The 17,401-nt window shown below is 76.1% G+C and carries 17 protein-coding genes; 4 read left to right on the forward strand and 13 right to left on the reverse strand.

The features are described 5' to 3' along the window. The 10 genes from AC529_RS20480 to AC529_RS10080 all read right to left on the reverse strand — a co-directional run. On the reverse strand, positions 1–979 hold a 979-nt coding region (locus AC529_RS20480), incomplete at its 3' end, for a 2'-5' RNA ligase family protein (RefSeq protein ID WP_198156368.1). 26 nt (positions 980–1,005) lie between these two features. Continuing rightward, positions 1,006–1,956 (reverse strand): RNA repair domain-containing protein, encoded by a 951-nt coding sequence (locus tag AC529_RS20485; RefSeq protein ID WP_068755851.1) that lies wholly within the window; start codon positions 1,954–1,956, stop codon positions 1,006–1,008. A gap of 3 nt (positions 1,957–1,959) precedes the next feature. Further along, positions 1,960–2,538 (reverse strand): AAA family ATPase, encoded by a 579-nt coding sequence (locus tag AC529_RS20915; protein ID WP_232306678.1) that lies wholly within the window; start codon positions 2,536–2,538, stop codon positions 1,960–1,962. Next, the gene (locus AC529_RS10050; RefSeq protein WP_198156369.1) at positions 2,481–3,671 is read right to left on the reverse strand and encodes an RNA ligase family protein; all 1,191 of its coding nucleotides are present in this window, start codon (positions 3,669–3,671) and stop codon (positions 2,481–2,483) included. The genes AC529_RS20915 and AC529_RS10050 overlap by 58 nt, the downstream gene beginning before the upstream one ends. A gap of 145 nt (positions 3,672–3,816) precedes the next feature. Then, positions 3,817–5,031: a VWA domain-containing protein gene (locus tag AC529_RS10055; RefSeq protein WP_068755853.1), complete on the reverse strand. Its 1,215-nt coding sequence runs from the start codon at positions 5,029–5,031 to the stop codon at positions 3,817–3,819. A 17-nt stretch (positions 5,032–5,048) separates the two neighbouring features. Then, complete coding sequence (locus tag AC529_RS10060; RefSeq protein ID WP_068755855.1) at positions 5,049–7,268, reverse strand: DUF5682 family protein; 2,220 nt, start codon at positions 7,266–7,268, stop codon at positions 5,049–5,051. Then, a complete protein-coding gene (locus AC529_RS10065) occupies positions 7,268–8,359 on the reverse strand; it encodes an ATP-binding protein (protein WP_068755856.1) in 1,092 nt (363 codons plus the stop codon). Before AC529_RS10065 ends, AC529_RS10060 begins: the two co-directional genes overlap by 1 nt. 2 nt (positions 8,360–8,361) lie before the next feature. Then, entirely contained in the window at positions 8,362–9,840 is a 1,479-nt protein-coding gene (locus tag AC529_RS10070) for a DUF5691 domain-containing protein (RefSeq protein WP_068755858.1), read from the reverse strand. An 83-nt stretch (positions 9,841–9,923) separates the two neighbouring features. Continuing rightward, complete coding sequence (locus AC529_RS10075; RefSeq protein WP_068755860.1) at positions 9,924–11,252, reverse strand: SWIM zinc finger family protein; 1,329 nt, start codon at positions 11,250–11,252, stop codon at positions 9,924–9,926. A 215-nt stretch (positions 11,253–11,467) separates the two neighbouring features. After that, a complete protein-coding gene (locus tag AC529_RS10080) occupies positions 11,468–12,304 on the reverse strand; it encodes a hypothetical protein (RefSeq protein ID WP_157080151.1) in 837 nt (278 codons plus the stop codon). Between AC529_RS10080 and AC529_RS20105 the strand changes: the two genes are divergently transcribed. Further along, entirely contained in the window at positions 12,294–12,629 is a 336-nt protein-coding gene (locus tag AC529_RS20105) for a hypothetical protein (protein ID WP_157080152.1), read from the forward strand. The genes AC529_RS10080 and AC529_RS20105 overlap by 11 nt on opposite strands. A 48-nt stretch (positions 12,630–12,677) precedes the next feature. Here the strand turns inward: AC529_RS20105 and AC529_RS10085 are convergent, their stop codons facing one another. After that, positions 12,678–13,742, reverse strand: coding sequence for an NADH:flavin oxidoreductase/NADH oxidase (locus AC529_RS10085; RefSeq protein ID WP_068755864.1), 1,065 nt, complete (start codon positions 13,740–13,742; stop codon positions 12,678–12,680). Between the two features lie 319 nt (positions 13,743–14,061). On the opposite strand from AC529_RS10085, the gene AC529_RS10090 reads away from it, so the two are divergent. After that, complete coding sequence (locus AC529_RS10090; RefSeq protein WP_068755865.1) at positions 14,062–14,463, forward strand: DUF2267 domain-containing protein; 402 nt, start codon at positions 14,062–14,064, stop codon at positions 14,461–14,463. Positions 14,464–14,528: 65 nt separating this feature from the next. Further along, positions 14,529–14,930, forward strand: coding sequence for a DUF2267 domain-containing protein (locus tag AC529_RS10095; protein WP_068755867.1), 402 nt, complete (start codon positions 14,529–14,531; stop codon positions 14,928–14,930). 84 nt (positions 14,931–15,014) lie between these two features. On the opposite strand, the gene AC529_RS10100 is transcribed toward AC529_RS10095, so the two are convergent. After that, positions 15,015–15,509, reverse strand: coding sequence for a YciE/YciF ferroxidase family protein (locus tag AC529_RS10100; protein ID WP_068755869.1), 495 nt, complete (start codon positions 15,507–15,509; stop codon positions 15,015–15,017). A gap of 234 nt (positions 15,510–15,743) precedes the next feature. Here AC529_RS10100 and AC529_RS10105 point away from each other — a divergent pair, with 234 nt between their 5' ends. Continuing rightward, positions 15,744–17,201, forward strand: a complete 1,458-nt coding sequence (locus tag AC529_RS10105; RefSeq protein ID WP_068755871.1) for an MFS transporter — start codon at positions 15,744–15,746, stop codon at positions 17,199–17,201. Between the two features lie 6 nt (positions 17,202–17,207). Here the strand turns inward: AC529_RS10105 and AC529_RS10110 are convergent. Next, on the reverse strand, positions 17,208–17,401 hold a 194-nt coding region (locus tag AC529_RS10110), incomplete at its 5' end, for a tyrosine-protein phosphatase (protein ID WP_198156370.1).

Genomic DNA, 17,401 nt, shown 5'->3' on the forward strand with positions numbered 1-17,401 from the left:
GTCCACGGCCAGGCCGTCGACCCGCAGGCGCAGTCCCGGGCTGCGCGCGCCGACGACCCGGCGGACCGCGCTGCTGCCGGGCAGTGCGGCCACGCGCCGGGCGAGGTCGTCGAGGTCGGGCTCGCCGGGGAGCGCCGCCACCAGGTCCACGCCGGAGTCGGCGCGGGCGCAGCCCGTGCGGTGCGACCCGACGAGGTGGACCACGCCTTCGGGCAGGGCCCGGGCCAGCCGCGCCGCGACGTGCTCGGCCGCGGCCCCGCCGGGGGCGGCGGCGGGCGCGGGGGGGCGGGTCGTCGAGCCAGCGCACCTGGCCGCTGCCCAGCGCCACGGCGGCGCGGGGCCTCATGGGCTCCTCGCCGCGGCGCGACAGCAGCACCAGTTCGCCGACGCGGGCGACCGCTTCGGGCAGGCCGTCCGCGTGCCCGGCGGCGGACCGCCGCGGGTCGGCGGCCCGTCCCAGCACCAGGTGCGGGGTGAAGCCGCGGCGGCCGTCGCCGCAGCGGGGGAAGCGGGACAGCAGGGCGGCGTGCAGCGCCTGCCACGGCCCGGTCCCGGGGGCGACCGGGTCGGGCCGCAGGGCGAGGCGGCCGCGGCCGTCGGGGACGCCCGTGCCGCTCAGGCGCACCTCGAACGGGGCGACGGTGGCGGCGGCCTCGGCCAGCAGCGGCGCGGCCGCCTCGAAGTCGGCCTCGGGCACGAAGCCGGACAGCAGGGCGACGTGCGGCGGCCACCGGTCGGCGTCCGGGTCGCGCCGCTCCCGCAGGCGCTGCAACGGCGTCCGCAGCTCCTCGGGCGGCAGCCACACCAGCGCGGTGCGCGTGCCCGGCGCGGCGTCCAGGACCGCGGAGGGCGCGTCGCCGCCGACCGCGATGTCGGCGACGAGCCCGTAGTGGTCGGAGACGAACAGGCCGTCGCCGGTGGCGGGGGCGTCGCCCAGCAGGCGGGAGTCCACGGCGTGCAGGTCGCCGCCCAGCAGCACGCGGTCGAGGCGGGCCGCGCGCCCGGTCAGGGAGGAGACGGCGGCCAGCGGGTTGGCGCCCGGTCGAAGGTGGGGGTGTGGTCGTCGGGGCCGTGCACCCGCGTCCAGGCGTCGTCCAGGCCCAGCCAGAAGGCGAGCGCGGGGTCGCCGTCGTTGAAGTCGCCCACCAGGACCACGTCGGCGCGCACGGCGGGCAGCGCCTCGGCGACGAGGGCCAGCTCGGCCCTGCGGCGGGCGGCCCCGTCGGGGGTGTGGTCGCTGGTCAGGTGGGTGGCGGCGACCACGACCGGCCCGGCGGCGGTGGCCACCTCCACCGCGGCCACCGCCTTGTGGGGGCCCAGCGCGCACAGTCCCGCCTCGGCGACGGGCAGGCGGCTGAGCAGCAGCAGTCCGTACTCGGCGACGTCTGCGCCCGCGGGGTCCAGGCCCAGGGTGTAGCGGTCGCGCACCCACGGTTCGCGGCACAGCAGGTCGAGCAGGTCGGGTTCGACCTCCTGCAGTGCGATGACGTCGGCGTCGGCCTGCCGCAGCGCCTCCAGCAGCAGGGGCCTGCGCCGCGCGGTGTCGATCCGGTCGCCGTCGCAGCGGTCCCACAGCGTGTTCCAGGTGAGCACGCGCAGGCGCGCCGCGGACGGCGCCTGGGCGGCGGGCTCGGCGGGCCGCCATCCGGCGCCGGGCCGCCAGGCGTGCGGGGGGCGCGGGACGAAGAACGGTGCGGCGAGCCGGCGCCGACTGCGGACCCGCCCGGCGGAGGAGTCGTCGAGCCGGTCCACGCCGGCGGCGCGGTCCCACACCACCTCGCCGTCGGCCTCGATGAACAGGACGCGGTGCCAGGGGATGTCGCCGCCGGGGGTGAAGTCGGGCAGCCGGACCCGCTTGGGCTGCCTGCCCCGGTCGTGGACGCCGAGGACGAACCGGTCGGGGTCGAACCGCGAGTCCCAGAGGACCCGGTGGTAGATCTCCTCGCTGGTGCGCATGGCTCAGTCCTCCTCGTCGTGCAGGGCGCCCGCGCGGTCGCGGACGTGCCCGTCGGCTGCGACGTACCAGGTGCGGTGGGCCTCGCCCGGGTAGGGCGGCTCGTAGCGGCGCACCTGGCCGCCGAGCACCGCGGGGGGCACCGGGTGGTCGCGGTCGGCGTTGCGCCGCGCCAGGCTGTCCTCGTCGAGCCGCCACACCGCGTGGGTGACGAGCGCGTCGCGGCGGCGGGCCACGGCGTGGACGAGGGAGCACTGGTGGCGGTTGAGGCAGGTGGCGTCCCAGACCACGGTGCCCCCGTCGGGCGCCGCGTCGGCCAGGGCGGCGTCGAGCCGGTCCAGGCCCTCGCCGAGGACCTCGCGGTTGGCGCGCTGGTCGGCGCGGGAGCCGCGCTCCCGGCGCAGGTCGTCGAGGCAGACGACGGTGCGGACGCCGGGCAGGGAGCGGGCGAAAGTGCTCTTGCCGCTGCTGGAGGGCCCGACGGTGACGACGAGGCGGGGGAAGGCGCCGCCGCGCCACCGCCAGGTCAGCGCGGCCGCCTCCGCGGCGGTGCCGATGCGCCCCTGCGCGAACGCGCGCCGCACCTCGGCCCAGCGGCGGTCCGCCGTGTCGGGGCCGTCGGCGGCGAACTCGCCGCGCAGGGCGGCGCGCAGCTCCTCCAGGGGCGCCTCGCCGAGCAGTCCGGCGTCCTCGGCGTGCAGTTCGGCGTCCTCGGCGTGCAGCACGCCCAGGTCGGCGGCCTCGGCCAGGAAGGCCAGTCCGGCGCGCCGCTGCTCGTCGGGGACGTCGCGGTGCAGCAGGCCGTGCAGGCCGACCAGGTCGGCGGTGCGGCGGGCCTGGCGGGCGCCGAGCCGGTCCGCCAGGCGGGGGGCCAGCCAGGTGCGGCGGGTGTGGTGCACAGGGCGGCCAGCACCCCGGACAGGCGGGCGTCGCCGGTACGGCCCAGCAGGTCGAGGCGGGAGGCGGCGTCCGCTGCCGCGGCGGCGCGCCCCGCCGCCCCCGGGCGCGCCGCCGCTGCTCCGTGCAGGTCGGCGGGGGCGATACCGAGGGCGGCGAGCAGTGCCTCGGAGTCGGGTTCGGCCCCGGAGCGCACCTGCCACAGCGCGGCGGCGGGCGACAGCCCGTTGGGGACGACGGGCGCGCTCATCCAGTGCCGGTCGGTCTGCACGTGGTGGGGGCGCACCCACTTGGCGACGCGGTGGGCGAACTCGTCGTAGGGGAAGCCGTCGACGGTGCGCACCACGTAGCCCTCCTGGCGGGCGGTGTCGACGCGCAGCGCCCGCTCGTCGACGACGCCGCGCCACAGCACGGGCGGCACCGGCACGCCCAGCCGCCGCGCGAAGCGCACGGTGGCGTCCCGGTCCAGGCAGTGCCCGCCGTCCCCCACGGAGAAGGCGTAGAACCAGCTTTCCAGGTCGGTGCAGGCGAGGGAGTGGCGGGCGTACACGTTCTCGCCGCACACCCGCCGGCCGGGCGCGATGGCGCGGGCGATCCGGCCGTGCAGGGCCTCGATCCAGGTCCGCGACGGGTGGTGGGCCGAGTCCAGGGAGCGGGCGTGCAGCCCGTCGGGGTAGAGGGTGGTGTTCTCGCCGTCGAGCTTCTCGGTGACGACGACCTCGCGCCCCGCCAGGCCCGACAGTCCGTTGACGCGCACGTCGTCGGGGCTTGCCCCCGGCGACCAGGGCAGGTGCGGGGTACGGGGGTAGGGGGACCGCATGATCGGGGCTTTCGTGTGAGGGCTGGTGCAGGGGACTGTAGCGGCGGGTCTCGGCGGCGGGCCACCGATTTTTCCGCCCCGGTGCTCCCCGCCGACCGGGGCGGCGGGGAGCACCGGGGCTCCGTCACGGGGGCCGTGCGGCGGGCTAGCCGTCGGCGGCGTTCTGCTCCGCCCACGCCGTGAGCGGCCGCCCCTGGATGGCCGCGGCCATCAGCTCCGGGAACTGGTCGGGGGTGCAGGCGAACGCGGGCACCCCCAGCGCGGCCAGGGCCGCGGCGTTGTCGCGGTCGTAGGCGGGCGCGCCGTCGTCGGAAAGCGCCAGCAGCACCACCACCTGCACCCCGGCCGCGGTCATCTCCGCGACCCGGCGCACCATCTCGTCGCGGATGCCGCCCTCGTACAGGTCGCTGATGAGCACGAACACCGAGTCGGCGGGCCGGGTGATGAGGCTCTGGCCGTAGGCGATGGCCCGGTTGATGTCGGTGCCGCCGCCGAGCTGGGTGCCGAACAGCACCTCCACGGGGTCGCTCAGGTGCTCGGTGAGGTCGACCACGGCGGTGTCGAACACCACCAGGGAGGTGCGCAGGGTCCGCATCGACCCCAGCACCGCGCCGAACACGCTGGCGTAGACCACGGAGGAGGCCATCGACCCGCTCTGGTCGACGGCGAGGACGACGTCGCGCTGCACGCCCCTGCTGCGCCGCCCGTAGCCGACGAGGGTCTGCGGTACGACGGTGCGGTGGTCGGGCAGGTAGTGCTGGAGGTTGCGGCGGATGGTGCGGTCCCAGTCGATGTCGGAGACGCGGCGGGGGCGGGTGGTGCGCGCCGAGCGGTCCAGCGCGCCCTGCACCGTGGAGCGGGTGTGCTGGGCCAGTCTGCGTTCCAGGTCCTCCACGACCCGGCGGACCACGGCGCGCGCCGTCTCGCGGGCGGTGTCGGGCATGACGTCCTTGAGGGACAGCAGGGTGCCCACGAGGTGGACGTCGGGTTCGACGGCCTCCATCATCTCCGGTTCCAGCAGGAGCTGCCGCAGGTTGAGCCGGTGCAGGGCGTCCTGCTGCATGACCCGGACCACGCTGGCGGGGAAGTAGTCGCGGATGTCGCCGAGCCAGCGCGCCACCCTCGGCGCGGAGGCGCCGAGGGTGGCGCCGCGCCGCCCGCCGAGGTCCTCCACGCCTTCGTCGGAGCGGTTGTACAGGGCGGCGAGCGCGGCGTCCATGCGGGCGTCGTCGCCGGTGAGGACGGTGCCCGGGCCGCCGCCGAGCGACGCGGCGCAGGCGTCCTCGGCCTTGTTGCCCAGCACCAGCCGCCAGCGGCGCACCCGTTCGGCGGACGCCGCGGGGTCGAAGTCGTCGTGCATCGTTGCCTTCCGTGCTCTCAGGTGTGGGCGGGCAGGCCGAGGACCGCGGCGGCCGCGGCCACCGCGGCGGCGGCCCGTCCGGTGTCGACCGGCTGCTCGGCGGGGTCGCGGTCGACGCCGCCGCGGACCACCAGCTCGGCGATGGAGCGGCGTTCGGCCGCGGTGAAGCCGCCGAAGGTGCGGCGCAGCAGCGGCAGCACGTCGACGAAGGCGCGTCCGCTCAGCCCGGTCAGCCACTGGTCGATGAGGTCCAGCAGGGCGCTGTCGTGCACCAGCAGCAGCCCGCTGTCGGCCGCGAAGCCCTCGATCCAGGCGGCGGTGCGTTCGGGCGGGGTGCCGGGCGAGGCGACCTGGCTGAGGCGCAGGCGCAGGGTGTCGGCGTCCAGGCGGCCGCTGTCGCGCAGGAGGCGGTGCGCGCGTCCGCTGAGGCGGCCGGGGACGCCGCTGCGCGGCGCGAGGGCCTCCAGGGCGTCCAGCCATCCGGTTTCGGCGTCGCCGCCGAGCAGGACCGCCGCCGTGTGGGTGGCGTCGACGTCGGCGGCCACCGGGACCGCCGCCGCCTCGTCCAGGCCGGTGACCGCGACGGTGAGGCCCGCGCAGACGCGGCGCAGCATCTCCACGGCGACGCCGCGCAGCGCGTCGGCGTCGAAGCGGCGGACGCTGCCGTAGCGGACGGAGCGCGCCAGCGGCGGCAGCGCCCTCATCAGCCGTTGGATGTCGGCGTCCTCGGCGGCCCGCCGCGAGAGCTGCGCCACCGTGTCGGTGAGGGCGTCGGGCAGGTCGGCGAGCAGGCAGTCCTCGACGAGTGCGGTCAGCGCGGGCAGGTCGGCGTCGGCGGCGCGGTCCCGGACGCGGGCGGCGGTCGCGGCGGCGACGGTGGTGCCCCACCGGCTGGCCTCGATGACCGCGAGGTCGTACTCGGGTTCCCAGCGCAGGGCCCACGTCTCGCGGAACGTGCCGCGCGACCGCACGGTGCCGCGGCGCGGGGCGCCCCACGGCACGCCGAGCAGTCCCAGCCGGTGCAGCAGGACGCTGCGTTCCCGGTCCACGTCCTTGCGCAGGTCGAGGACGAGGTCCCGGTCCAGTGCCCCGGGTTTGAGGCGCAGCCGCTTCTGCTGGGCGGCGAGGTCGCGCTGGAGCGGGACGGTGGGCGTGTCCGGCGGGACCGCGCCGAGCCTCTCCCCCAGGGCCATCTCGTCGTGCACGAGGCGGGCGCGCAGTTCCGCTCCCTCGCACAGCACCGCGGAGGTGGCCTCGGCGGTCTCCTCCAGTCCGGCCAGTGGGCGGCCGCGCAGCGCCGCCAGGGTCTCGCACAGCCGTACCGCCTCGATGACGTGGGAGGAGGAGACCGCGTGGCCGCGGTCCCGCAGTCGGCGTGCGGTCTCGGTGAGCCACCGTTCCACGGGCCGGTCGGGCGTGGTGAACAGGTGGTGGTACCAGCCGGGGGAGCGTACTCCGGCGCGGTAGCCGCTGGCGGCGGCGAGCCGTCCGTGGGTCCACGGGATCCAGGTGGTGGCGACCCTGGTCTTGGGCAGGCCGCGCAGCAGGCGGGCGTCGGCGGTGGCGGCGGGCAGTTCCAGCAGGGCGGGCACGTGCCAGGCGCCGCAGACCACGGCGATCCGTTCGTGCCCGGCGCGCAGGGCGGCGCGCAGCACCTGGCGCATGTGCGCCTCGCGGCGGGCCTCGTGCCCGGTCTCGGGTTCGGGGGCGAGTTCGGCGCGGACCGCGGCCATGGCCTCGGCGATGGCGGGGAACGGGGAGGGGCCGCCGTCGCGGCGCTGCTCCACCACGTCGTCCCACCAGCGTTCGGGGTCGTCGTAGCCGGCGGCCTCGGCGAGGACGCCGAGCGGGTCGACGCGCACGCGCGGCGCCTCCCCCTCTCCGGTCTCCTCCTCTTCTTCGGTGCGCGCGGCCAGGGTGTGGGCGGCGGGCAGGTCGCAGAAGCGCACCTCGGCGCCGTGCTCGGCGGCGTAGCGCAGCGCCTGCCACTCCGGGGAGAAGACCGCGAACGGCCAGAACGCGGCGCGGGACGGTTCGAAGCGGTCGTAGGCGAGCAGCGCCACCGGCGGTTCCAGGCCGCCGACGTGCCCGACGAGCGCGTCGGCTTCGGGGGGTCCCTCGATGAGGACCGCGTCGGGGCGCAGCCGCTCCAGTTCGGCCCGGACCGCGCGCGCCGACCCGGGGCCGTGGTGGCGGACGCCCAGGACGTGGACGCGCTCGGTGTCGAGTGCGGGCATTAGTGGCTCGCCTCCCGGCAGGCGGCGTAGAAGTCGTCCCAGTCCTCGCGTTCGCGGACCACGGTCTCCAGGTACTCGCGCCACACCACGCCGTCGGAGACGGGGTCCTGCACGACCGCGCCGCTGATGCCGGCGGCGACGTCGGTGGGGCGCAGCACGCCGTCGCCGAAGTGCGCGGCCAGGGCGATGCCGTTGGTGATGACAGAGATGGCCTCGGCGGTGCTGAGGGTGCCGCTGGGGGACTTGACCTTGGTGCGGCCGTCCTCGGTGATGCCGTTGCGCAGTTCCCGGAAGACGGTGACGACGCGGCGGATCTCGGTGAGGGAGGCGGGCACCTCGGGCAGGTCGAGGTTGCGGCCCAGCTGGGCGACGCGGCGGGTGACGATCTCGACCTCGTCGTCGGCGGTCTGCGGGACCGGCAGCACGACGGTGTTGAAGCGGCGGCGCAGCGCGCTGGACAGGTCGTTGACGCCGCGGTCGCGGTCGTTGGCGGTGGCGATGATGTTGAAGCCGCGCTGGGCCTGCACCTCGATGCCGAGTTCGGGCACCGGCAGGGTCTTCTCCGACAGGATGGTGATCAGCGCGTCCTGCACGTCGGAGGGGATGCGGGTGAGTTCCTCGACGCGGGCCAGGCGGCCCTCGGCCATGGCGGTCATGACGGGGCTGGGCACCAGGGCCTTCTCGGAGGGGCCCTCGGCGAGCAGGCGGGCGTAGTTCCAGCCGTAGCGCACCGCTTCCTCGGCGGTGCCCGCGGTGCCCTGGACCAGCAGGGTGGAGTCGCCGGCGATGGCGGCGGCGAGGTGTTCGGACAGCCAGGTCTTGGCGGTGCCGGGCACGCCGAGCAGCAGCAGGGCGCGGTCGGTGGCCAGGGTGGCGACGGCGACCTCGACGATGCGGCGCGCGCCCACGTACTTGGGGGTGATCTCGGTGCCGTCGTCGAGGGTGGCGCCGAGGACGTACTGGGTGACGGCCCACGGCGACAGCTTCCAGCCGGGCGGGCGGGGGCGGTCGTCGGCCTTGGCGAGGGCGGCGAGTTCCTCGGCGTAGGCCTGTTCGGCGTGGGGGCGCAGCACGGCGGGGGTGGCGGTCATGGTCAGGTCAGCTCCTTGCGCATGTCGTGACGGAATCTGAGGGTGTTGACGAGGTCGGTGAGGCGGCGGTTGCCAGCGCCTTCGGCGGCGAAGCGCTCGTACAGGCCGGGGTCGAGGTGCCGGGAGGCGTGCTCGCGCACCTGGTACAGGCGGTGGGGGTCCTGGTCCTCGGCGAGCAGCCGGTCGGCCATGCGTTCGCTCAGTTCCCTGTTCCACGGGAAGTCCAGTGCGTCGAGCAGGGCGCCGAAGCGGTGCGGGATGTGGAGCCGCCCGCTCTCCCAGCGCAGCGCCCAGGCGTGCTGCTCGTCGCGGGGCAGCAGGGCCAGCAGGCCGGCCATCCGGCACTCCGCCTCGGGGAGGTCGAACGCCGCCGGGGTCATGGAGTCCAGGAGCGCCCGTGCCCAGTCCAGGTCGCCGTGCAGTGCCGCCGCGTTGGCGAGGATGCTGCGGACCTCGGGGTCCGCGACGGCGTCCAGCACCTGTCGGGGGGTGTCGCCGAGGCGGCCGATCCAGGTGGCCGGGGGGATCTGGGACAGCAGGGGGCGCACCCGCGCCGCGGGGGTCTGCTGCTCGTCCTTCTCCTTCTTCTTCTTGGTCCCCGGGTCGAGCAGGGAGGTGAACTCGGCGTCGACGTCGCCGGGCTGGTCGACGACGATCCTGCGGGTGCCGCCCGAGTCGTCGACGCGCAGCAGGCGGGCCGTCTGCTCGGCCAGGCGGCGGCCGGTGTCGCTGCCGGGCAGCCGCATGAGCAGGACCGCGGCCAGGACGCGCACCCGGTGGGTGCGGTCGCGCAGCGCCGTGGCGAGCAGCGGTTCGTCCTCCTCCGACAGTCCGGTCTCCAGGGTCGCCAGGAGCGCGTGGCGCTGGTCGGCGCGTTCGTGCGTCCAGGTCTGGGCGAGCAGGTCGCGGGCCGCGGCGGGGTCGGTGCGGCGCAGCGCGGCGAGGTGGAGGCGGCGCAGCGCGGGAGTGCCGGTCTTCCAGGCCTCGGGGTCGAAGACGGTCTCCTCGGGGTCGGCGCTCTCCAGGAAGAAGAGCCAGGCCGGGTTGTGTTCGGCCAGCCAGCGGGCGCGGGCGCCGCCGAGGCGGGCCAGGACGGGACGGACCTGCGTGTTGCTGCGGGCCCGGTCGAGCAGCGCGGGCAGGACCTCCGGGGGGAGCCGGCGGCCGGTTGCGGCGGCGAGGTCCAGCCATTCGGGCAGGACCTCGGGGTGCCTTCCGGCGAGGATCGACTGCAGCCGGACCAGGGCCGGGCCGTCGATCAGGGGTGCGGTCTCGTCCGGGGCGGGCGGCGGCGGGGCGATCCGGCGGGGGCGCTGTCCCGCGCGGCGCCGCACGGCGGCCAGGGCGGCGCGGTCGAGCAGCGCGGTGGCGGGGTCGCCGCCGCTGGCCCCGGGCAGGCCGGGCGTGGGCGGCACGGCGCGCCGGGAGGTACCCACCAGGGCCGTCGACACGAGGTCGGGCCAGGGGTCGGGGTCGGTCACGTGGCTTCCTTTCGGGATGGCACGGGCACTGCGCACAGCGGGCGGGTGGGGGTCGGGGGCGGTGTCGCCGGGCGGGACGCGGGTCAGGCGACCGGAACGGCCCGTCCCCGGGCGTCCCACACGGTGAGCGGGCGCAGCCCGTCGGGGGTCCACTCGCCCGCTGCGGTGAGGCCCCGGCCGCCGCTGATGCTGAACAGCTTCCAGCCGGCGTCGCCGACGAGCAGCGGCAGGGCGTCGCCGGAGGGGTCGACGATCCACCAGCCGTCGTCGTGGGCGACGACGGCGTCGGCGAGCACCACCGGCCACACGTCGCGCCACGGGTCGTCGGCCAGGGCGCGGGAGACGTCGTCCAGCGCGTCGGCGACGGAGCCGCCGGGCGGGGCGCCGACGCGCTGTTCGGCGTGGCGTGCGGCGACCACGGCGCGGTTCTCCGCGGGGTGGAGGGCGAGGTCGGCGTCGAGCAGGGTGCCGACCCGCGCCGGGGTGTCGAGGGCCCGCCCCCCGTGGGCGAAGGACAGCAGCGCGGCGGTGCGCCCGGTGTCGCGGCCGCGCAGCCAGATCCGCCGTCCGCGCACCCGCTGTCCGGCGTCGAAGTCGTGGCGGCCCAGGACGTACCAGTGGTCGCGGACGGTCTCGTCGGGGTCGGGCAGCGGGAGGCCGACGCGGGCGCGAACCGCGGCGCCCAGCCCCGCGGGCAGTTCGTCGCGGCGGCGGTAGCCGACGCACAGCAGGTGCAGCAGCGCGTACTCGGTGAGGAGGCGGTCGGGCCAGTCGGCGGCGGTGATCACCCCGGACAGGGCCCGCACCCGTTCGGCGAGCCGCCCGGCCTGGGCGTCGACGAGGCGGGCGGCCACGGTGTCCCACTTCTGGTAGCCGCGTCGGCGGCTGTCGACGAGTCCGGTGCCGATCTGGTCGGTCAGCCAGGTCTGGAACTCGGTCAGCCCTTCGGCGACCCGTTCCTCGCGCTGCCGTGCGCGGCGGGCCGCGGCCTCGGGGTCGGCGGGGGGCCCGGCCTTCTTCGGGGTCGTGGGTGCGGCCGCCTTGGCGGTGCGCTTGGCCAGCCATTCGTCGAGCCAGTCGGGGCCCGCGTCCTCGGCGGCCTCGCCCTCGGCCCACAGGCTCAGCAGGGCCAGCACGTGCTTGCAGGGGAACTTGCGGCTGGGGCAGCTGCACCGGTAGGCGGGCGCGCCGGGGCCGACCAGGTGCGCCGCGGCCTGGTACGGCTTGGCTCCGCTGCCCTTGCATTCGCCCCACACCGCTGCGGCGCCGCCGGGCGCGTCGGTCCCGGGCTCGGCGGCGCGCCAGCCCAGCCTCGGCCAGGAGGTGGGTCGGGCGATCTTCGTCGCGGCCCTGCGGGACGACGCGTCGGGGGCGAGTGCCCAGACGTCGTCGGTGGTCCATCGTTCGCTCACGTCAGCAGACCGTAGGGGCAGCCGGTGACAAAACCGCGATCATCGGGGTGAGCTGCGGCAACACCGTTCCGGGGCCGCGCCGCTCCGGGGGCCGGCCGCCGTGCGCCGCCGGGTGTCGGCGGTGTCGGGCACACTGCCGCCATGACGCACACCACCGGTTGGGACGCGGCCGCCGAGGTCGACTGGTCGAAGCTCTGCCACGCCTACGGGGCGGCCTACGACACGCCCGCGCACCTGCGCGCGTTGACCGACGGCGACGCCGACGCCGTGCGGCGGGCCCTGAAGCACCTGTGCAGCGCGGTGGTGCACCAGGGCACCCCCTGGCCGGTCACCGCCCCGGCGGCCCGGGTCGTCGCCGGGCTGCTCGCCGAGGAGTCCCTGTCCCGTCCGGCGGCCGCCCCGGTCGGCGCCGCGGGGGACGCGGGGGACGCGGGGGCCCGCTGCGTTCGGCGCTGCTGTCCTTCCTCGCCGGTGTGGCCGAGGCGGGGTGCCCGCACCTCGACGACGCCGAACTGCGCGCGGCGGCCTTCCCCGCCGATGTGGCGCCAGAGCGGGTCGACGCGGCCCCGGAGGCGGTCCTCGACGGGGACGCGGCGGCGTGGCCGGGCGAGTCCGGGGCCGTCGAGGCGCTGACGGCCCGCGCGGTCCTCGACCTCCGCGCCGCCGCCCCCGTGCTGCTGGACGCGGTCGTGCCCCACCTGGCCGACGGTGAGCCGCTGACCCGGATGCACGCCGCGCACGCGGCGGCCGCGCTGGCCGTCCTCGTCGGCGACGCCGCCCGGAGGGAGGACCTGGCCGACCGGGTCGCGGCGGCGGCCCGCCGTGCGGTGCGGCGCGACGAGCGCGCCTGCCTGGTGCTGGCGCTGGGCGACCTGGGCCGTGCCCCGCGCGCCTTCCTGGCCGATCCCGATCCGGCGGTGCGGGCCTGCGCCGCGCTCGCCCCCGCGCTGGCCGGCGACCCCGACGCGGTCGGGGAGCTCCTGGCCGCGCTGGCCGATCCGGCCGCCGCCGACGCCTGGTTCACCCGCAGGCCGCCGCAGTGTGCGATGCACGTCCGCTTCACGCTGGTCCGGGCCGCAGTGGAGCGGGTCGGCGACTTCGAGCGGCTGCTGCCCGCGGCGTGCGCCGTGGCCGCTGTGGCCGGTCCCTTCACCGCCGACTCCGACCGGGGGGCCGCTGCGGTGCGCCGCCTTCCCCGAGCCGCTGCCCGGCAGCGCCGGGCCGGAGGACCTCACCGGTGCGCAGCGGGCCTCCCTGCGCGCTCTGGTCGCCAACGACGCGCTGTGGGACGGGCGGGTCGGCAGCGCGGCCCTGGCGCTGCGCCGGGCGGGGCTGCCCGGGGACCGCGAGTCCTGCCGCCGCCTGGCCGGCCTGTGAGGGGCGGGCCGGGGACCGCGGCGGCGGTCCCCGGCGGGCGCCGCCCGGTCAGGCGAGGCGGGCGCGCTCGTACTGCTTGGGCCAGCGGTCGCCCGCGCCCAGCCGGTCCGCCGCGTGCAGCGGCCAGTGCGGGTCGCGCAGCAGGGCGCGGCCCAGCAGCACCGCGTCGGCCGAGCCGGAGGCGACGATCTCCTCGGCCTGTTCGGGCGCGGTGATCAGGCCGACCGCTCCGGTGGGCACTCCCGCCTCGGTCCTGATCTGGCGGGCGAAGGGCACCTGGTAGCCGGGGCGGACCGGGACGTGGGCGTCGGGGACCGCGCCGCCGCTGGAGGTGTCGACGAGGTCGACGCCGCGTTCGGCGAGCAGGCGGGCCAGGCGCACCGAGTCGTCCCCGGTCCAGCCGCCCTCGACCCAGTCGGTGGCGGAGATCCGCGCGAGCAGGGGGCGTCCGTCCGGCCACACGCGGCGCACCGCCTCGGTGATCTCCAGCAGCAGCCGGACGCGGTTGTCGAAGCTGCCGCCGTAGCGGTCGGTGCGGTCGTTGACCAGCGGGGAGTAGAACTGGTGGGCCAGGTAGCCGTGGGCGAAGTGCAGCTCCACCACGTCGAAGCCGGCGGCTTCGGCGCGGCGGGCGGCCTGCGCGAACCGTTCGGGCAGCTCGGCGACCTCCTCGGTGCGCAGCGCGCGGGGTTTGGCCAGGGAGCCGAACGGCTGGTCGGTGGAGCTGACCGTGGGCCAGCCGCCCTCGGACTCGGGCACGCTCTCCTTGCCCTCCCACGGCACCGCGGTGGACGCCTTGCGGCCCGCGTGCGCCAGTTGGACGGCGGGCACCGCGCCCTGGGCGCGTAGGAATCCGGTGATCCGCTGCCAGGCGGCGACCTGCTCGTCGTTCCACAGCCCGGTGTCGGCGGGGCTGATCCGCCCCTCGGGGACCACGGCGGTGGCCTCGGCCATCACCAGTCCGGCGCCGCCGGTGGCGAACTGCCCGAGGTGGACCAGGTGCCAGTCGTTGGGGACGCCGTCGACGGCCGAGTACTGGCACATCGGGGAGACCCACACCCGGTTGGGGACGAGGAGGTCGCGCAGCTTGATCGGTTGGAAGAGGTAGCTCACACAGAGCGTGAATCGACGGGCGCCTCCCCGCATTCCCCCTGTTTTCGTGAATCTCGTCACAGTCGTTGTCCGGTGCCGGTGCGGCCACGCCCGGCGGCCTGCGGCGCCGCCGTCCCCCGCCGCGGCGGGGACGGGCGCTCCTCCCGTGCCGTCGGCGGCCGGCGTCCTCGCGGGCACGCACCCCAAAAGCCCTCCGGTCCCGCATACTCACCTGCGCTTTTGGTAGGGGGCGAAGGCAGGAGGGCGGTCCGTGCCGTGGGACGGGGCCCGCGGGGCGGACGGTTCCCGCCGCTTTTCGACACGCACACGGGGGAGAGCAATGCAGCACGACACGTTCATCGGACAGGTGCAGGCGCGGGCCCGGCTGGACAGCCGGGGGTCCGCCGAGACGGCCACCCGGGCGACGCTGGAGACGCTGGCCGAGCGCATCCCCGCCGACCTCGCCAACGACCTGGCCGCACAACTGCCACGGGAGATCAGCGAGCACGTGCGGCGCATCACCGTGCGCCCCGGCTCCGAGCACGGGCACCGGTTCGGCCAGGAGGAGTTCATCGCCCGCGTCAAGCAGCGCGCCTACACCGACGCGTCAGGGGCCGAGCAGATCGCCCGGGTGGTGTTCGGGGTCCTCGACGAGGCGACCACCGGCAGCACCATGGACAAGGTCCGCCACAGCCTGCCCGACGACCTGCGCGAGCTGACCCTGGCGGGCAGCTCGGGCTGAGCGGGGGGCGGCGCGGCCGCTCCTGCGGCCCCGGCGCCCGTCACCGCCGTGGAGAGGAGACGCCGTTGATCGCACACCAGGACCTCGTCGACCGCGTCGCAGCGCACGAGGAGGTCGCCGACGCCGAGGAGGCGCGCCGCGCGGTCCACGCCGTGCTGGCCGTACTGGCCCCGCGGCTGGCCCCGGAGGCCCGCAGGGACCTGCGCCGGGAGCTGCCCAAGTCGCTGTGGGAGGACCTGGACCGCGGGCAGGCCGAGCCCGCGGCGGCCTCCGGCAGTCTGGCCCGGCGGGTGGGCGAGCACCTGCACTGCCCGCCCGAGCAGGGGCTGCGGCTGGCCCGGGCGGTGGTGTCCGAACTCGCCCTGGCCTCGCCCGTCCTGGGCCGGGAGATGGCCGCCTCGCTCCCGGAGGACCTCGCGCAGTGGAGCCGCGACCCGACGGGGGCGCGGGGCGACGCCGAGCCGTAGCCGTTGCCGCGTCCGCGGACGCGGGGACGCACACGCCGGGGCGGCGGCCGCCCCGGCCGCCGCCCCGCACACCGCCGGACCGGGTCAGGCGGTCGCCAGCGCCTTGCGCCCCATCTCGTTGGCGTAGCGCTCCAGCTTGCCCGCCGTCTCCTCCTCCTGAAGCAGGTTGGTCTCCAGCAACTGCATGCACATGGTCTCCCCCATGAGCATCGCCTTGTTGACCAGTCCCCGGTAGGCGGCGATCTCGAAGTGCTCGACCTTGTCCGCCCCGGCCAGGGCGAACATCGCCAGCACCTGCGGCGCCGGGTTCATGCCGACGAACTGGCGGAACTCCTGGTGGATCGCGTCCACCACGGGACAGGGCACCTCCCTGGGCGACTCGCCGATCTGCTGGAAGCACTGCTCCAGGTTCCTGGCCTGCTGCTGCGTCTCCTTCTGGTGGTCGCGCAGCATCCGGACCAGCTGGTCGTCGTCGACCGTCTGGCACACCTCGTCGAGCAGCGCGTCGATCTTCTTCTCGCCGGTGTACATCGACGACAGCTCGAAGACGAACAGGTCCCGGGGGTTCTCCAGCTTCATGGCTCCTCCTTGTCGGATGCGATCGGACAGCCTCGGGCGGCCTTGCGACTACCCCCGCCTCCGGCGCTCCCACCCCTTTTGCCGGGGTTTTGCGCTTTTTGCTGGGGTTTTGCGGTCTCTTCGCCGCGTGCCGTGTACCCGCCGCGGGGCGTGCGGCCAAGAAGTCGCCCGTGTTCGGCCACTTCCCCGCCAATCCGGGATTGGCCGTCTCCGTCCCGGTCAGGGGAGAGCGGTATGAGCAGCGTCACAACCGACATCCCGGCCCGCCTCGACCGCCTGCCCTGGGCCCGCTGGCACTGGCTGATCCTGGTCGGCCTGGGCAGCGTGTGGATCCTGGACGGCCTGGAGGTCACCATCGTGGGCGCGATCGGGTCGCGGATCACCGAGCCGGGCAGCGGGCTGGCGGTCACCGAGGCGCAGGTCGGCCTCGCCGCGTCGGTCTACATCGTCGGCGCCTGCTCGGGGGCACTGTTCTTCGGCCACCTCACCGAGAAGTACGGGCGCCGCAGGATCTTCCTGGCCACCCTGGGCGTCTACCTGCTGGCCACGGTGCTGACCGCCTTCTCCCCCAACGCGTGGTGGTTCTACGCGTGCCGGTTCTTCACCGGTTTCGGCATCGGAGGCGAGTACGCGGCGATCAACTCGGCGATCGACGAGATGATGCCCGCCCGGCTGCGCGGCCGGGTCGCGCTGATGATCAACGGGTCGTACTGGCTGGGCGCCGCGGCCGGGGCGGCCATGGCCTACCCGCTGCTCGACCCCGACCTGCTGCCCGAGAACCTGGGCTGGCGGACCACCTTCGCGATCGGCGGCGTGCTGGGCCTGGTCATCCTGGTGGTGCGGCGCTTCGTGCCGGAGAGCCCGCGCTGGCTGGTCATCCACGGCCGCACCGAGGAGGCCGAGAAGGTGGTGCGCGGCATCGAGGCGGAGGTCGCGTCCGAGACGCACCGGGACCGGCTCCCTCCGGTCGACCCCCGTCGGGTGCTGACCCTGCGGCAGCGCGACACCACCACGTTCCGGGAGCTGGCCGCCACCATGGTGCGCACCTACCCGCGGCGCACCGTGCTGGGCCTGTCCCTGTTCATGGGGCAGGCGTTCCTGTACAACGCGGTGTTCTTCACCCAGGCGCTGGTGCTCACCGTGTTCTTCGGCGTGCCCTCCGGGCTGGCGCCGCTGTTCATCATCCCGCTGGCGCTGGGCAACTTCCTCGGCCCGGTGCTGCTGGGGCCCCTCTTCGACATCGTGGGCCGCAAGCCCATGATCGCGGGCACCTACATCGGTTCGGGGCTGCTGCTGGTCGGCACCGGGCTGCTGTTCCAGAACGGGCTGCTCACGGCGGTCACGCTCACCCTGTGCTGGTGCGCGGTGTTCTTCGTGGCCTCCGCGGGGGCCAGCTCCGCCTACCTGACCGTCAGCGAGATCTTCCCGATGGAGACCCGCCCCCAGGCCATCGCGCTGTTCTACGCCACCGGCACCGCACTGGGCGGCATCCTCGGCCCCAGCCTGTTCGGCGTGCTGGTGGGCAGCGGCGAGGTGGGGCAGGTGGCGTTCGGCTACTACCTGGGCGCGGGTCTGATGGTCGCCGCGGGCATCGTGGAGGTCCTCATCGGCGTCGAGGCGGCCCGCCGCTCGCTGGAGGACATCGCCGCCCCGCTGAGCGCCGACCGCGGACAGCCGCTGGCCTCCGCCTGAGGGCGGCTACTCCACCAGGGCCTCCTCCAGCCGGTGCAGCTCCTCGGCGGTGACCCCGCAGCCGCGCAGGTAGCGGCGGGCCCCGCCGTACTCGGCGTCGAGCCGGTCGAGGAAGACCTCCATGGTCTCGGGGAAGGCGCTGAAGGCCTCCTCCGGCATGGCCGCGAGCCGCTGCTGGTAGGCGGGGACCCCGCTGAGCT

The sequence above is a fragment of the Thermobifida cellulosilytica TB100 genome, from assembly GCF_001517975.1.
GTDB classification, from domain to species: Bacteria; Actinomycetota; Actinomycetes; order Streptosporangiales; family Streptosporangiaceae; genus Thermobifida; species Thermobifida cellulosilytica.

Excerpts from the sequence above, each read along its gene's own strand:
- AC529_RS20485 (WP_068755851.1), bottom strand. The coding sequence starts at position 1,956 with ATGCGCACCAGCGAGGAGATCTACCACCGGGTCCTCTGGGACTCGCGG.
- AC529_RS10050 (WP_198156369.1), bottom strand. The coding sequence starts at position 3,671 with ATGCGGTCCCCCTACCCCCGTACCCCGCACCTGCCCTGGTCGCCGGGG.
- AC529_RS10055 (WP_068755853.1), bottom strand. The coding sequence starts at position 5,031 with ATGCACGACGACTTCGACCCCGCGGCGTCCGCCGAACGGGTGCGCCGC.
- AC529_RS10060 (WP_068755855.1), bottom strand. The coding sequence starts at position 7,268 with ATGCCCGCACTCGACACCGAGCGCGTCCACGTCCTGGGCGTCCGCCAC.
- AC529_RS10065 (WP_068755856.1), bottom strand. The coding sequence starts at position 8,359 with ATGACCGCCACCCCCGCCGTGCTGCGCCCCCACGCCGAACAGGCCTAC.
- AC529_RS10090 (WP_068755865.1), top strand. The coding sequence starts at position 14,062 with ATGCAGCACGACACGTTCATCGGACAGGTGCAGGCGCGGGCCCGGCTG.
- AC529_RS10100 (WP_068755869.1), bottom strand. The coding sequence starts at position 15,509 with ATGAAGCTGGAGAACCCCCGGGACCTGTTCGTCTTCGAGCTGTCGTCG.
- AC529_RS10105 (WP_068755871.1), top strand. The coding sequence starts at position 15,744 with ATGAGCAGCGTCACAACCGACATCCCGGCCCGCCTCGACCGCCTGCCC.